Consider the following 16477-nt stretch of genomic DNA (forward strand, 5'->3'; position numbering starts at 1 on the left):
CTAAAGAACAAATACAAGACGGCCAGCAGTCAAAACATCCAGAGGGAAAACAACACGACTACGCTTGGCACACATTCAGCAGCGTCAATTCACCCATCCAGCTTGCGTTATGCCATCCAGCTTGCGTCTTGCCTCACCATTTGCGAGACACTCCGCCTACGCCCACCAACGCTTGCCGCACCGTTTACCGCCATTGCCTGGTCTTCCGGCTGCGCTCCAAGGCCCGCGACCCTCGGCATGCAGCACACCAAGATGATGTTTCATAGCGACCAGCATGATATGCGTATCTTCCAAGCCAAGATGCCGTTCATTTTGGGAAGCGTCCAACGCGCCCTGACGTTTGGCATACGCATCCAACGTGTTATTGCCATACGGATGCTCATCATCGGGAATCGACCCCTCATCCCAACGACGGCTCATCGGCAACGTGTCGATGATCGTAATATTGCCAGCACGATAGCTTTCCGCATATCCGGCAACGTTCAACATGAAAAAGCTGTGCTCGAACCGGGCGTTGTGTGCAACGTACGGCTGCTGTTCAAGCCGTTGCAGCAATCCGACCTGTGCTTCGGGCCATTCGTCAAACAAACGAAAGTCCATGCCGGCACGATCGCGCACGTCAATACCGGTAAGGTCGAGAATCAGAGGATTGCCGAGCAGTGCGTTCTGTGCAGGAACTCCGAAGGAAAGACGCGCCTGGCCGTACGCGTCGCCAGCCTCGTAATAGCCCTGTTCGTAGCAGTAGCCCGAGGGCTCGCCGGCCGGACGTGGCGAGATCATATTCATGAATTCGAACCCGGCGTCGATGATGTACACACGGGCCGGATCCGTGCCTGTGGTTTCAATATCAATGCCCATCACCGTGTCGAGGTCACGTCCAGGGAGGTAGGCGTCACGCCAATCCGACTTTTTGTAATCCGCCAAACGTCGAGCCTGCGCGTCCTCCGCCGAGTCAGCGGAACTTCCAAAAGAGCCAAAAGAACCGCTTGAACCCTTGCCAGTAGAGTCAAGGGCCCCATAATCGAACACGCGCGAACTTCCCGGACTCGTCACCCCGCTCAAGTTCGCGCGCGACATGGCGTAATCGCTGGCACGCTTCTGTTCACGTTCTGCGGCACGACGTTCGGCACGGCCATTGACGATCTGTGCGGTGCGATCCTGAATATTGTCGAGGTTCACACGGTTGTCCGCTCCAGCAACAGGCTGCAGCACGGGAACCGTCACCCGTCCCCGGCGTTCTTCGGCAATGGTCCACAAGCCCATCGCAACGCCAATTCGACGCAACATGGCGATTTCGTCGCACAACCGACGGTTCGCATATGCGAGCGCACGAGGCAAACGGTAAGAAGCGATCAAACGGTCGAAATCCGTCATGAAAGCGGTGTTACATTGCGCGATGATGGATTCGAGACGGTCGCGTACCGCCAGATCCTTTTTCAGCAGATTATGCAGCTGCTGGACGGATAATACCGAATCCTGCATGGAATCCGTTGTCTCCGGAGTCGGCAAAAGCGCGGTATCGGCGGCGTTCAATACGGCAATCAGGTCAATGTTTTGGCTTTGCGCGGCTCCAATGCCGTGTTCCAAGTCGAGGGATGCGACCCACTGCCAGTCGATAAGCTGGTTGTCGGCGTTTTTCGGCATCGATGCCAACCATTGGTTGATGTCTTGCTTGGCTTCAGTAAGCCAGGAACGGCCCGTCTTTGCTTCGTTCATACTTTGCATGGTAGCCGAGAGGGGGCGCAGTACACGTCGACGCCCATGAAAAACATACTGCTTCTCGGATAGCGCAATCTCCTTTTTTCAAGATTCGAAAGCGTATCTTTAATTCGTTTATTCCGCTAAATTCAATACAGAAAAGAAATTAATGTTGCAAAAAACGATTATGTTCACAAAAAATACCATGCTTGACTGTGTCCATGCACGTTGCGCACGTAGTACGACGTCACGTACGAAATCGTTTCGCCATGATGATGACGCAGATGGTGCTGAAAATATCACGCGATATAACGCTGTGAAAAATAATCTTGCGAAATGCAAACATGGTTACCTACATACGTGCGTGTGCCGTGGGGAATGCGATACGTGCGCACATCGCACGGGATATACGAACGATGGCATGACGAAAGAATGATGGTATGACAAAAAAGGGAGAGGCTCGTAGGCCTCTCCCCCTGCTGGGTATTCACGGATTTCCGCAACGATCGGATTCGTAACAACCGGATCCCGTGTTGATTGGATTCCACAACGCCTTTGCCGCACATTATGCGCTTACAGCGGCGCTTACCCCCTGGTTTACAGTTCGAATCCGAGTTCGGCTGCGGCTTCGTTAGGAACCGGATCGTCGCACCAGAAATCCTCAAGATTCTCGTTGGTGGCGAGGCTGCGGATTTCCGCCTTGTCGATATACAGTTCACCGCTTAAATGGTCAGTTTCGTGCTGGAAGATGCGGGCCGGCCAGCCGTGCAGATGCTCCTCGTGCTGTTTGCCGTCTTCATCTTGCCAGCGGGCTGTAATGTCGAGCCAGCGTTTGCGTACCGCCTGATAGCCGTCGAAACTCAGGCAGCCTTCGTAGAAGCTTCGGGTTTCGGTGCCGATCGGCTCATAGCTGGGGTTGATGATGACATGGAACGGGAATTCAGCCGCTTCACGCGGATCATCGTCATCGTCGTCACGCACATGGTCTTCCACCACGGCGAGGGCCAGTCCAAGACCGATCTGGGTTGCGGCAAGGCCTACGCCCGGCGCTTCGATCATGGTGACGCGCATGGTCTCGATGAGTTTGTCGAGCGTTTTGCGGCTCAGCTGGCCTTCGTAGGCTGCGGTCTGCTGACGTAGTACCGGTTCGCCTGCCTGCACGATGGGGAGCAGTTGTTCCTTGCCGCCAGTTTTAATGAGTTTTTCAACCTCGCGGTTGAGTTCGAGGTTGACTTTCGAGTTGCGTCCAAACATAGGTTTCCTTCGCATATTGGTTCGGGATTTTGGATTGCCGAATGATGTGTATCGGCAGTTTGGTTACAGGGCAAGTTCTTCGGCTACGACTTTGGCAAGACGGTCGCAGACCTCGTCAGCCTGCTGTTGGGTTTCCGCTTCGGCCATGACGCGCACGAGCGGTTCGGTGCCGGATGGTCGCAATAGCACGCGGCCGGTGTCGCCGAGCATTTTCTCTTCGTGTTCGACGGCCGCCTGCACTTTGGCATTAGTTTTGGCCGCGAGCTTGTCGACGTTCGGCACGTTGATGAGGGTTTGCGGCAGTTGTGGGAAGTCGGATGCGAGTTCTTTGAGGCTTTTGCCGGAGTTGACCACTTCGTTGCATAGGGTCAATGCGGTGAGGGTGCCGTCGCCGGTGGTGGCGAATTCGCGGTTGATCACGTGTCCGGACTGTTCGCCGCCGAGCGAATAGTCACCGCGCAGCATTTCCTCAAGCACGTAACGGTCACCCACGCCGGTTTGCACGGTTTTGATGCCCATGGAACGCAGGGCGAGTTTCAGGCCGAGGTTGCTCATCACGGTTACCACGAGGGTGTCGTGGTTGAGCTTGCCCGCATTCTTCTTGGCACGCGCAAGAATGCCCATGATTTGATCGCCGTTGACCATGGTGCCGTCTTCATCTACGGCGAGGCAACGGTCGGCGTCACCGTCGAAGGCCACACCCAGATCGGCTCCGGAGGCCTTGACCATGGCCTGCAGCTGTTCGGGGTGTGTGGATCCGGCGTTCTTGTTGATGTTGTAGCCGTCTGGCGAAGCGTTGATCACGATCACGTCTGCACCGGCGCGGCGCAACGCTTCCGGCGCGACCACGGAGGTGGCGCCGTTGGCGCAGTCGGCCACGACTTTCAGTCCTTTCAGCGGTGTCGGCTGGGACTTGTCAGGCCCAATGGGGGCGATGGTGGACACCAGATGGTCGATATACAGGTTGGTTGCGGTTGCCGTGTCGTGGCTGATACGGCCCACACCGGCACCGGTCGGACGTTCCCAATCCTGGCCGAGCACACTTTCGATTTCGTCTTCTTTGGTATCAGGCAGTTTGAAACCGCCACGTGCGAAGAATTTGATGCCGTTGTCGGGCATGGGATTATGGGATGCGGAAATCACGGCACCCATTTCCACATTCAGCACGGAAGTCAGGTATGCGACACCCGGAGTTGGAATAATGCCCGCGTCGATCACGTCAAATCCGCCTGCGGACATGCCTGCAGACAGTGCCGCTGCAAGAAAATCGCCGGAAACGCGAGTATCGCGGCCGACCAGTGCACGGCGACGACCGTCGAATTCGCTTTTGTCTCCGTCATCGCCAAGCACGCGCACCGCAGCATCGCCCAAATCCAACGCAAGCTGTGCGGTCAAAGCCCTATTCGCCAATCCTCGAACACCGTCTGTTCCGAACATACGTGGCATGAGTCTCAAGTCCTCGCTATCTCAAGTTATATTGCCGTGTACCATCGTACTCAACGGGTTCACCATTCAACGAAATAGTCGACAGCATGTTGCGATACCTGCAAATCACAGTATGCGATGTCAGGCAAACCGCAGTATGCAATGTCGTGAGATTTCCACAATCTCAAGTTTCTTGCAATCTCACTCCCATCCTCCGATTCCGACCGACTGGGCCATTATGGGCCCGAAAGACCCACTGTCCATAACCGTTATGGGACCGGCTTTTGTTCGGGATGGCTTGTCTGGAAGCAAACAAGCCCGGACTGGCAGCGAGATAAGTCACGCCGTCAGTCCGGGCTTGTGATGCAATATCACAGAGTGATATCAGATGCAGTTACCAAAAGTAGCTACCAAAAACAACTACTGTAGTGGTGTCAGGAACGGCATCAGAGGGACGCGTTGAAATCGCGCACCTTGAGCGTGCGATGCGACGATTCAACATTGCCGCGCACAATGCGCTGCAACGCGTTGTCGGCGTCCGCATGTGAAGCCAGCCAAGCATCACCGAGATCCACCAGCGTGGCCGGATCGGCATAGCTCGGGTACAGGCCTTCCAGCAGAGCCTCAGCCATGTGGAAGGTCTTGTTCTTCCAAATCCAGTCAGCAACCTCGAAATACTTGGCCGCATACGGTTCAGCCAAGTCGGCACGTGGAGTGGATGCGAAGCCGCGGGCCACGGATTCCAACTGCATGTTGGTCAGCTCGTCGTTGTGCAAAGCCTCGTTCCAAGCCCATTCCTTGGCTTCCGCAATGCCTGCGACCGCACGTGCACCCAATGCGAACTCACGGTTCTCAGTGGTTTCGCGCTTGGCAAGTTCCGCGTCGATGTCGCTCTGGCCAATGGCGTTGATCGTGCTCAACGCGTTGATGATGGTCCAACGGAAATTATTGTCAATCTCCAAGCCGTCAAGCTTCACGGAACCATCGAGCAGACCCTTCGCATTCGCTTCGAACGCAGCATCGCCCGGCTCACCATAACCCAAGTAAGCGGTGATCAGCTGGAACTGCTCGTCGGAACCGGCTTCGGCAGCCTGAGCTAGCTTGAACAGTTCGGCAGCCACATGCTCCACCACTTCGGCACGGTCGGCCGGAGCGGTGTAATGCCATGCGGTGGTGCTGACCTGCGCCAAAGCGTAACGGAACGTGGTGGACTCATGTTCCGTGGCGAGCGCAGCCAAAGAGGTTTCGATGAACTGCTTTGCCGGCAATTCGCCGTCACGAGTCATATCCCAGAATGCAAGCCAAATCACGGAACGAGCCAGCGCATCGTCGAAACGATACAGGTTCTCTGCAGCGAACTTGAGGCTCTTCTCATCGAAGCGCAGCTTCGTGTATGTCAAATCGTCGTCATTCACCAAAATCAGCGCCGGACGTGCCTTGCCGGCAGCCGCTTCGACAATCGTCAGTTCGCCGTCAACATCAAGTTCGAACTGGTCGGTACGCACGATCTTGCCGGTCTCCGGATCCTCATTGTAGAAGCCGACAGCCAGACGATGTGCACGCAGCACCGGATGTTCAGCCGAAGCGGACTGGCGCAACGCAAGCTGCCGAATCGTACCATCCTCGTTTTCCTCAACTTCGGTAGCGATGGTGTTGATGCCGGACTGTTCAAGCCACTGGGCGCTCCACGCCTTGAGATCGCGGCCGGACGTCAACTCGAGTTCAGCCAGCAGATCGGCGAGCGTAGCGTTGGAGTACGCATGCTTGTCCAAATAGTTGTTGATGCCCTTGAAGAACTTCTCACGACCCACATAGAACACGAGCTGCTTCAGCACGGAAGCACCCTTGGCATAGGTGATGCCGTCGAAATTGACATACGTGTCGTTCAGATCGTTGATCGGCGCGACGATCGGGTGGGTGGTGCTCAGCTGATCCTGGCGCAGTGCCCAGCTCTTCTCGCCGGAGCTGAACGTGGCCCAAGCGTCCTTCCATTCCGTGGCTTCGGCAGTGGCAAGGGTGGATGTGAACTCAGCGAAAGACTCGTTAAGCCACAGGTCGTTCCACCACTTCATGGTCACGTAATCGCCGAACCACATGTGTGCAAGCTCGTGCAGCACGGTGACGACACGGCGCTCGGCATACGCGTCGGTGACCTTCGATTCGAACACGTACTGGTCGCGGATAGTGACCATGCCAATGTTCTCCATAGCGCCGGCATTGTATTCCGGCACGTAAATCTGGTCGTACTTGGCGTACGGATACGGCACGCCCCAAGTCTTCGCATAGAAGGCAAAGCCCTTCTTGGTGATGTCGAACAGGTAGTCGACATCCTTGGCGAACGCTTCGGCGAGCGCCTGACGGCAGTACATGGCCATCGGCACGGTGCGGCCGTCTTCGTTGGCGTATTCGGTATGCCATTCGGCGTATGGACCTGCGCAGATGGCGGTGAGATAGGAGCTCATGGTCGGCGTGGATTCGAACACCCACAGTTTGGTGGTTTCGGCTTCGTGCGTGCCGAGCGTGCCTTCTTCGGTAACGGTTTCGTTGTCGGTCACGGATGCGGCAGGCATGTTGGAGGTGACGATCCATGACTTGGCCGCAAGCACGGAGAAGTCGAACACGGCCTTGATGTCAGGCTGGTCGAACACGGCGTACACGCGACGGGCATCCGGCACTTCGAACTGGGAGTACAGATAGATGTTGCCGTCGGACGGGTCGACGCTGCGGTGCAAGCCTTCACCGGTGTTGGAATACTGGCACAGCGCCTTGACGGTCACTTCGTTGTGCGCTTCGAGGTTCTTCAGTTCGATACGGCTGTCGGCGAACGCTTCGGCCGGATCGAGAGTTGCGCCGTTGAGCACGATTTCGCTCACTTCGGTGGCGATCAGGTCGAGGAAGCTGGTAGCCCCCGGCTCAGCGTCGAACGTGATGGTGGTTTCAGAACCGAAATTTTTGGCTCCACGGGTCAGGTCAAGTTTGACCGTGTAATGAACCGGTGCTGCGATAACGCTTTTACGTTCTTCCGCTTCGATTCGGGTGAGATTTGCTCCTGGCATGTCACTCCTTTTTATTGGGAAATTCCTATTTGTGGAATAGGAGACGGCGCAACCGATTGTGCCGGTTACGCCGTCCTTCTTTTGATTATGTAATCAACAATTATTGACGATCTGTCGATATTTCAATATTATTTCAATATTAATTTCGCCGAAATCAGCGATATTGCGAAAAATATTGACTATCTGTCGATTCATCATTGCGCTGCGTTCAATCCCATCGCCTCGTCAACATCCTGCGCAATATCGGCAACGACCGGAACGATCATCGGCTTGCGATGCAGCTGACGTGCGACCCAGCTACCCAACGTACGACGCATGATCTGCTGAAGCTTGTACGTATCGCGCGTACCAGTCATCATCGCATCCTGCAATTGCTCGACGATCTGATGACGGACCTTGTCGAATTCGCTTTCGTCTTCGGCAACCGCGTTGAGATAGATCTTCGGACCTGCGACAACGTCAGCGGTTTCCGTATCGACAACGACGAAGCTCGACACGAAACCTTCCGTGCCTAGAATACGACGCTTCTCAAGCTCTTCCTCGGTAAGTTCGCCAACGGAATCGCCGTCAACGTACACGTAACCGCATGGCACGGAACCGACAACAGCAGCCTGGCCGTGGTACAAATCGACCACGTCGCCATCTTCAGCGAGCACCACATTCTGCGGATCGACACCCGTCTTAACTGCAATCATGCCGTTCGCCACCAAATGGCGGTTCTCACCATGAATCGGCATGGCGCACTTCGGCTTGACGATGTTGTACATGTACAGCAGTTCACCCTCATTGCAGTGGCCGGACACATGCACGGCGGCATTGTCTCGATTGACCACGCGGGCGCCAAGCTGCACCAGCTTGTTGATGATCTTGTACACGCCATGCTCGTTGCCTGGAATCAGGGAGCTCGCAAGAATGACCGTGTCGAATTCGTTGATGGTGATGTCGCGATGGTTGCCGTCGGCGATGCGGCCAAGTGCGGCCATCGGTTCGCCTTGGGAACCAGTGCACATGTAGACGAGCTTGTCGTCTTGCACGTCATGAGCCTTCTTCAGGTCGATGACCGTGTCTTCAGGAAGCCTTAAGTAGCCCAAATCCGCAGCAATGGACATGTTGCGAACCATGGAACGGCCCACGAACACCACCTTGCGGCCATACTTGTGAGCGGCGTCAACAACCTGCTGCACGCGGTGCACATGGCTGGAGAAGCTGGCCACAATGATCTTGCGCGTGGCCTGGGCGAATGCCTGATCAAGCGCTGGACCAATGGTGGTTTCCGGCTTGACGAAGCCTGGAACCTCAGCGTTGGTGGAATCCATCATCAGCAGATCCACGCCCTTTTCACCAAGCTTGCCGAACTCCACCAAATCGGTGATGCGATGGTCGAGCGGCAGCTGATCGAGCTTGATATCGCCGGTATCGATGAGGCTTCCGGCCGGAGTCTGCACGAACACAGCCAAAGCGTCCGGAATGGAATGCGTGACGTTCACAAACTCAAGATTGAACGGACCGACCTTCAGCTTGTCGCGTCCCTTGACCTCAACCAGTCGCGGATTGATGCGATGCTCCTTGCACTTGGCTTCAACGAAAGCCAACGTGAGCTTGGAACCGATCAGCGGAATATCAGGACGAAGCTTCAGCAGATACGGCACGCCACCGATATGATCCTCGTGGCCGTGGGTGAGCACCAGAGCATCGACCTTGTCGAGACGATCCTTGATGTAATGGAAGTCAGGCAGGATCAAATCAACGCCCGGCTGCTCCTCTTCAGGGAAAAGCACACCGCAGTCGATGAGCAGCAGATGGCCGTTGTATTCGACCACGTTCATGTTACGGCCGATTTCACCAAGACCGCCAAGGGGCACGATGCGCATGGAACCCTTGCGGTACTTCGGCGGAGCGATCAACACGTCATCCTGCTGGGGTGCGGTAGTCTGCGGGGCAAGACGGGAATTACGACGGTTGCCGGCAGAAGAGCTTGCCGCATTAGCACTCTTGGAGTTCCTAGAAGGCTTGGTGCCTTTCGCTTTCTTGACGTTCTTCGCACCCTTGGAGGAGCCACTACCATTGCCGCGGGAACCGCCACGACCAGAAGACTTCGTCCTCTTGGAAGTCGTTTCGGCCTTGTTGGCCTTCTCGGAGCTTACAGACTTCGCAGATTTCACATCCGCGGTCTGGGTATTTTCAGTGCGCTTGGCAGCTTTGCTGCCGCGCTTGTGCGTAGTTACTGTTTTGGTTTCTTCTATAGCCATTTCCTAGTTGGATTTCTATTACTAATTGTCTCCGCCTGTGCGGAAACGAGGAATTCAGTAAGTTTGCCGCATTACGGCAAACCGGTAGTCGCAATGCTTGCCGTAATCACCATTGCAAATCAGTGCCGTAAACATCGCTACCGCAGGTACGGCAATCATCGCAATAATCACAATCACAGCAAGCCGGAAGCGCGCATGCCATCCTCCGCGCGCTTAATCTCAGCTTCGCCCGGACCGACGTTTGGCAAACGCATCGTCGTGGAATCGAGAACGCCACGCACCTTCAACGACGCCTTCGCCATAACAGCTTGGAAACCGTTGCCATTCATCGCTTCGACCAGCGGGGCAAGCTGCACGGCAATGCGCTGCGCCTCATGAATGTCGCCACTATCGAACGCAGCAGCCAAATCACGCATCGGACCGGATGCGACATGCGCGATCACGGAAATAATGCCGACCGCGCCAACCGAGAGGAACGGCAGGAACAGACCGTCATCGCCCGAATACCAAGTTAAACCGGTTTCCATACGCTTACGCACGGCACCCGCGATATCTCCAGTAGCGTCCTTGACCGCCTTGACATGATCAAGTTCAGCCAAACGGCGGTAGGTTTCCAACTGAATGTGCAAACCGGTACGGCCAGGCACATCGTAAACGATAATCGGCTTGTCGGCGGAATCATTGACCGCCTTGTAGTGACAGAACACGCCTTCCTGCGACGGGCGCGAATAGTACGGAGCGACCACAAGCACCGCATCGGCGCCCGCCTCCTGAGTCTGCTCCACCATGCGCACAGTGTGGGCGGTATCATTGGAACCCGCGCCGGAGATGACCGGCACGTCCACGACCTCCTTGACCGCTTGTACCAGCTCGACCTTCTCCTCCATGTGGGTGGTGGGAGACTCGCCCGTGGTGCCATTGACCACAAGGCCATCAGCACCATCGGCAACAAGCTGCTTCGCAAGCTTCTGTGCGGCCTCAAAATCAACGGAACCATCGGCCTTCATGGGGGTGACCATGGCCGGAAGAATACGTCCGAAAGGAGCAGGATCAAGAAGATGCATAGTACCGTCAGTCATGGTACCAACGGTACTTCCCGCCACGGACGCCGAAGCGTCCGAGTTCGTGACCATGTCGCAATATGAACTACCTCCCCGAGACCAAAATCCCCCAGCAAGTGGAAGAATCGGTACGCTTAGCCGCATACTCAGGTGGATTCACGCCAAATGACTTCACGATTTTGATCTGGTGACCGCACGATTTCGGAATATCGCACGATTTTGATTTCCTGACCGCATGACACTCCAAAACAGTGCGGTCACCAAGAGGGAAAAGTACGGCCACCAGAACAAACTCAGGCAAGGTATTGGGTGGGGTTCTGTTCGAACTTGGCGGCGCAGCCCGGGTTGCAGAAGTAGTAGGTGGTGCCGTTGTACTCGCGGGTAGCCGCAGCGGCGGCCGGATCGACGCTCATGCCGCAGACCGGATCCTTGGCGAGCACGCTCTGGTCGGCGCCGGCAGTGTGGCCGCAGCAGGAGTGCGCGCCGCCCATGCCTTCCATGCCCTCGTGCATACCTTCCTTCTTGGCCTTGTGATCGCTGAACAGTCCCATGATGAATCCTTTCTGACTATGGTTGTTGTGATTATTATCGTTCGGGTTCGGCTGGCGAACCTGATACGTCCTGTTTGCGGCACGCACCGCCTTGTCTGGATCGAACAGGCGCAGTCGGCTCGCATTCGTCACCACGCACAGCGACGAGAACGCCATGGCAGCGCCCGCGATCATCGGATTGAGCATCATGCCGGTGAACGGGTAGAGCACGCCCGCCGCAATGGAAATGCCGATGCTGTTGTAGCCAAGAGCGAATCCAAGATTCTGCGCGATATTGCGCATGGTGGCATGGGTCAGATCAAGCGCATGCACCAAACCCATCAGAGAGCCGTTCATCAATGTCACGTCCGCGGACTGGATCGCCACATCCGTGCCCGTTCCAATGGCGAATCCCACATTCGCACGGGCAAGCGCAGGAGCATCGTTGATACCGTCGCCCACCATGGCCACCGTATAGCCTTGCGCCTGCAGTTTTGCGATTTCATCCGCCTTGTTTTCCGGTCGCACTCCAGCGATCACGTTGCTGACGCCAACTTGATTTGCCACGGCATGTGCCGTTGTTTCGTTGTCTCCGGTGAGCATCACCACGTTGACGCCATGCGATTTCAAAGCTGCGATGGCCTGTTGCGAATCGGGTTTTACCGTGTCGGCAACGGCCACGATTCCCGCAAGCTCGCCGTCGACCGCTGCAAGCATCGGCGTTTTCCCTTCCGCCGACAGCCGTTCCATAGTCTCGATGATGTCATCGAGATCCTCGTTGCCGACGCTCGGCATGGCCACGTCAAGATCGTCGATCAGATCGGTATTGCCAACAGCGATACTATGTGACGCGACGTGCGCAGTGACTCCCTGCCCGGAAATCGCACGGAATTGCGTTGCCTCGCCTAACGTAAGATGCTTTTCTTGCGCTTCAGCAACGATCGCGGCGGCAAGAGGATGTTCGGAATCCCGTTCGGCACTGGCTGTGATCGCCAGCAAATCATCTGGCATTTCACGCCATTTTCCAAGCGGAAGCACGTCGGTCAACGACGGTTTACCAGCGGTGATCGTACCTGTTTTGTCAAGCACGACAGCATTGATTTTGCCGCACGTCTCCAATGCTTCGGCGGAACGAATCAGCACACCCATTTGCGCGGCGCGACCGGTCGAAACCGTTACGGAAAGCGGTGTGGCAAGACCCAATGCGCACGGGCATGCAATCAGAAGCACCGAAACCGCCGCCACCAGCGCATGCACCACGCGCGGTTCCGGCCCAAACGCAAACCACAATGCGCACGACCACACGGCGATCAGCACCACAATCGGCACGAAAATACCGGAAATCTTATCCGCCAGGCGCTGTACCGGAGCTTTGGAACTTTGCGCGGATTGCACCAATCCAATGATCTGCGCGAGCACCGTGTCTTTGCCGACTTTTGTGGCACGATACCGCAACGATCCGGTACCGTTGATCGTGGCACCGGTCACATTGCCGCCAGCCTGCTTCAGCACCGGCATGGATTCGCCGGTGATCATGGATTCGTCGACAGACGATGAACCGGAAATAACCGTGCCGTCAACGGGAAGTTGTTCGCCCGGACGAATCGCAATAATATCTCCGACCAACACCTGATCGACCGGAATTTCCTCTTCGATTTCATTACGCACCACGCGAGCGGTTTTCGGCTGCAGTTTCGCCAATGCACGCATGGCTTCTCCCGTACCGACGCGAGCGCGCGCTTCAAGCAATTGCCCGACCAGCATCAGCGTGATGACCACACCAACCGCTTCAAAATACGGTTCTCGAGCATTCTCAGGCAGAATCTGAGGCACAAACGTGACCACACACGAGTAGGCAAACGCGAATACCGTACCCAAACTGACCAATGCGTTCATTTCCGGAGAGCGGTGAATGATCGCAGCGAAACCGCTACGAAAAATCGGTAATGCGGCATAGCACATCACCGGCAGCATCAGTATGAACTGCGCCCAATTCGGCATCGGATACAGCATCAACATCGTAGAAGCGAATACCGGAATCGTAACGATGGCAGACACAATAAGCCGCGTAACCAATGCTCGCATTTCACGAGATGCGGAAAAATCATCTGAAGAACCAGCAGAAACAGAAGAAAAATCAGAAGAAGTATCAACGGATTCATACGATGTTTCATCAACAGCAGTCTGTTGCGATTGCATAGGAACATGAGATTCTGCATTATTCGGATTTTCTTCCGACGCTGAATGCTCGTCCTGCATTGCAGCATGATGTTTTCCCGGCAACACACGCAACGTGCCATGCAGCATGTTCATACCGCACGCAAAACCGTACTCCCCCGGCCTATCAGGATGAATCGTCAACGTCGTTGTACGGAAAGGAGGTAATGCAAGATCGACGCCGAAATCGGAGAACACTACGTGCGACGAGCATTCGCCGTCTTCTTTTCGATCGAAGATCAACCGCAAAGGCAAACCAGCCTCGGCTTCGATGACTGCCGGACTGTACCCGCCTTTGACTTCGACGACCGCCTCTTGCACGCCGTTGTCAGCACGGGCGCGGAACGCTTTGCGCGGCGCGAAAAAGAACCACAAAACGGCTACCGTCACAGCCAATGCGACGATGATGGCAATCAGAGCCTGCATGTTTCACCGGTTTCCATATTGCATTCGTTTCGATTCGGACAGTCACACTGTATACCAGCACTTGAGCTAATTGCCAAGAGTCAGCGCACAGCTTTATTACGTAGGTAGGTACGACGATATGAATAATCCCCAAATCGCCGATGCCTGAAATAAGCCAACATCAGCGGCTTGGGGACCATTTACCGTTCAACTGTAAGGATTTACAGGTCGAGGAAGTTGTCGAGGCCGACGGTCACACCCGGGTATGCACCAGTGGAGACCTTGCGAACGGCCAGCAGCACGCCCGGCATGAAGGAGATGCGGTCGAAGCTGTCGGCGCGAATGGTCAGCTGCTCGCCGTCGTTACCAAACAGGGCTTCCTCATGGGCATTGAGGCCACGCAGACGCACGGCGTGCACATGAATGCCGTCAACCACTTGGCCACGGGAACCACCATCGGTTTCGGTGGCATCCGGAACAGGGCCAAGACCCGCTGCCTTACGAGCTGCGGCAATACCCTGCGCGGTATGGAATGCGGTGCCGGACGGAGCATCCACCTTGTTCGGGTGGTGCAGTTCAATCACTTCGGCGGATTCGAAGTACGGAGCCGCAACCTTGGCGAAATAGTCGGCAAGCACGGCGGAAATAGCGAAATTCGGCGCTATGAACACGCTCTGGCCCTCGCGAGGCGCGGCAGCGAGCGCGGCACGCACCTGATCGAGCTTCTCTTCGGTCCAACCGGTGGTGCCCACCACCACGTCAACACCTTGCGCCACGAGTGCGCGCACATTGTCAAGAGACACGCTCGGCACGGTGAACTCCACCACCACGTCAGTATTTTCGGGGGTAATTTGGCTCAGGTCGTCGCCAGCGTCAAGCGCGAGCGCCAGTTCGGTGTCGTCCGCGTTGTTCACAGCGTCAACCACGTGGGAACCCATGCGCCCTTTGGCGCCAACTACAGAAACCTTGATCATTGCAACTCCTTCAGGCGTTCTGGCTGCATCCATCTGTAACAGCTTTCTATGATTCCAACGAATCCAACAATAGAATACAATTGCCCGAACATAATCCTCACGATCATTTTCGGGCAATTTCTGGAATGCTTAATCCACATAGTATCTATGAATCACAGATCATCTATGAATGCTGTAAAACATTTCGACGCGTGATCACCCAGCCGATCAGGGCGAACGGGATCGAGGCGAGCACGAAAATCCACGGCAGCATAAGGCTCACGTCGGGTGTGGCGTGATCCAGTATGATACCGGTGATCATCGAGCCGAATGATGCGCCGACAGTTCCCGCAGTGCTCACCCAGGAAAGGCCTTCGGTCAACGACTCTTCAGGAACGGTTTCTTTCATCACGAGGTTGCCCGATGCGAACACCGGCGAAACAGCCAGACCGGTGAGAATTTCCACAATGCCTATTACGATCAGATTGCCTTGGCACAGGTGAATTACAAAGAAGCCGGCTGTGATCGCCGCAAGGAACATGATCATGTAACGCCAACGGGATCCTTTGAGCTCAAGCGTTCCGAAAACCAGCGCGCCCATACACGAACCGACCGCTAGCATCGCCAGCTGCACGCCGAGCACGGAATCAAGATGCAACGATTTCATGACGGCTGTCATGGACGTGTCGAATGCGGTGAAACTCATGTTGAATATGATGAAAACCAGCAGCAACGGAATCACGCCAGCATAAGTGAAAATGCTGCGTTTCTTGCGATTACCACTCGTCTTCAATTGCGCAATGGTCAGCCTGTTGCGCAGTGCGGAACCTGAATCGCCGGTATTGCTGGCATCGCCATCGATAGTCAATCGCACATCGGCATCGTCTAAAGAGGCCGAAACGACCTTGACTTCATGCACGACCGGCGGCTGCGTGTCTTTCAATGTGAAGAAAATGGTACCGCCAAGGGCGCAGGCAATCGTTGGCACGAACAACTGCGAAACAGGGTGCACAGAAGCTGCAAGGAACGCTGCGAGAATCGGTCCGAAAATGAATACGATTTCGTCAATGGCGGATTCCATGGCGTATGCGGTGTTCAATAGTTCGCCGTTGCCGGTGCGGTCGAGCACGTACGTCCAGCGGGTACGCACGAGCGCGCCGAACGAGAATTGCGTAAGACCCATCACCACGGCCAGCATGAACAGCAATGGAATCGGCACGCGCACCAGTGCGGCGAATGCGAAACCAAGCATGGTGATGATTTGCACGACAAGCACCATCGAACCGACCTTACGCTGGCCGAATCGGTCGAACAGTCGCGCGTACAGTGGCGTGACCGCTGCGGTGGCGAGCACATATGCGGCGCTCATCACGCCTGCGATCGTCCAATTGTCGTACAGGTGGTTGAGTGCGAGAATAATGCCGAGGCCCATCATCGACATCGGCAGTCGCGCCAAAGCTCCGGAAGCGCAGAACGCTTTGGTTCCCGGAATGGAGAACAATACGGAATATGGCGACTTCGGGGTTTCGGTTGCGCTGGTGGCAGCCATGCTTATCGCTCCTTAACTTTCGTTGCGTCCGGCACGTGTGCCCGCCCACACATGCTGCACGAGGGTAGCGGCGCTCCTCC

At 55.8% G+C, this 16477-nt stretch carries 9 protein-coding genes; all 9 read right to left on the reverse strand.

What is annotated here, in order from left to right:
* Positions 1-156: 156 nt before the first annotated feature.
* The 9 genes from BBCT_RS06745 to BBCT_RS06785 all read right to left on the reverse strand — a co-directional run bounded on the left by BBCT_RS06745 (position 157) and on the right by BBCT_RS06785 (position 16397).
* Positions 157-1725 (reverse strand): hypothetical protein, encoded by a 1569-nt coding sequence (locus BBCT_RS06745; protein ID WP_003835373.1) that lies wholly within the window; start codon positions 1723-1725, stop codon positions 157-159.
* A gap of 570 nt (positions 1726-2295) precedes the next feature.
* Positions 2296-2952, reverse strand: a complete 657-nt coding sequence (locus BBCT_RS06750) for a peptide deformylase (protein WP_003835375.1) — start codon at positions 2950-2952, stop codon at positions 2296-2298.
* A 63-nt stretch (positions 2953-3015) separates the two neighbouring features.
* Positions 3016-4398, reverse strand: coding sequence for a phosphoglucosamine mutase (gene glmM, locus BBCT_RS06755; RefSeq protein ID WP_033501614.1), 1383 nt, complete (start codon positions 4396-4398; stop codon positions 3016-3018).
* Positions 4399-4823: 425 nt separating this feature from the next.
* The gene (gene pepN / locus BBCT_RS06760; RefSeq protein WP_003835378.1) at positions 4824-7433 is read right to left on the reverse strand and encodes an aminopeptidase N; all 2610 of its coding nucleotides are present in this window, start codon (positions 7431-7433) and stop codon (positions 4824-4826) included.
* A 194-nt stretch (positions 7434-7627) separates the two neighbouring features.
* On the reverse strand, positions 7628-9682 hold the full coding sequence (locus tag BBCT_RS06765; protein ID WP_003835379.1) for a ribonuclease J: 2055 nt from the start codon (positions 9680-9682) through the stop codon (positions 7628-7630).
* Positions 9683-9855: 173 nt separating this feature from the next.
* Positions 9856-10761, reverse strand: coding sequence for a 4-hydroxy-tetrahydrodipicolinate synthase (gene dapA / locus BBCT_RS06770; RefSeq protein ID WP_033512825.1), 906 nt, complete (start codon positions 10759-10761; stop codon positions 9856-9858).
* Positions 10762-11036: 275 nt separating this feature from the next.
* Positions 11037-13916 carry a heavy metal translocating P-type ATPase gene (locus BBCT_RS06775; RefSeq protein ID WP_003835382.1) on the reverse strand — a complete coding sequence of 960 codons (2880 nt, stop codon included), beginning with the start codon at positions 13914-13916 and terminating at the stop codon, positions 11037-11039.
* A 200-nt stretch (positions 13917-14116) separates the two neighbouring features.
* Positions 14117-14869, reverse strand: a complete 753-nt coding sequence (gene dapB, locus BBCT_RS06780; protein WP_003835383.1) for a 4-hydroxy-tetrahydrodipicolinate reductase — start codon at positions 14867-14869, stop codon at positions 14117-14119.
* 163 nt (positions 14870-15032) lie between these two features.
* Positions 15033-16397: an MFS transporter gene (locus tag BBCT_RS06785; RefSeq protein WP_172620100.1), complete on the reverse strand. Its 1365-nt coding sequence runs from the start codon at positions 16395-16397 to the stop codon at positions 15033-15035.
* Positions 16398-16477 lie beyond the last annotated feature (80 nt).

The sequence above is a fragment of the Bifidobacterium catenulatum DSM 16992 = JCM 1194 = LMG 11043 genome (assembly GCF_001025195.1).
Classification (GTDB): Bacteria; Actinomycetota; Actinomycetes; order Actinomycetales; family Bifidobacteriaceae; genus Bifidobacterium; species Bifidobacterium catenulatum.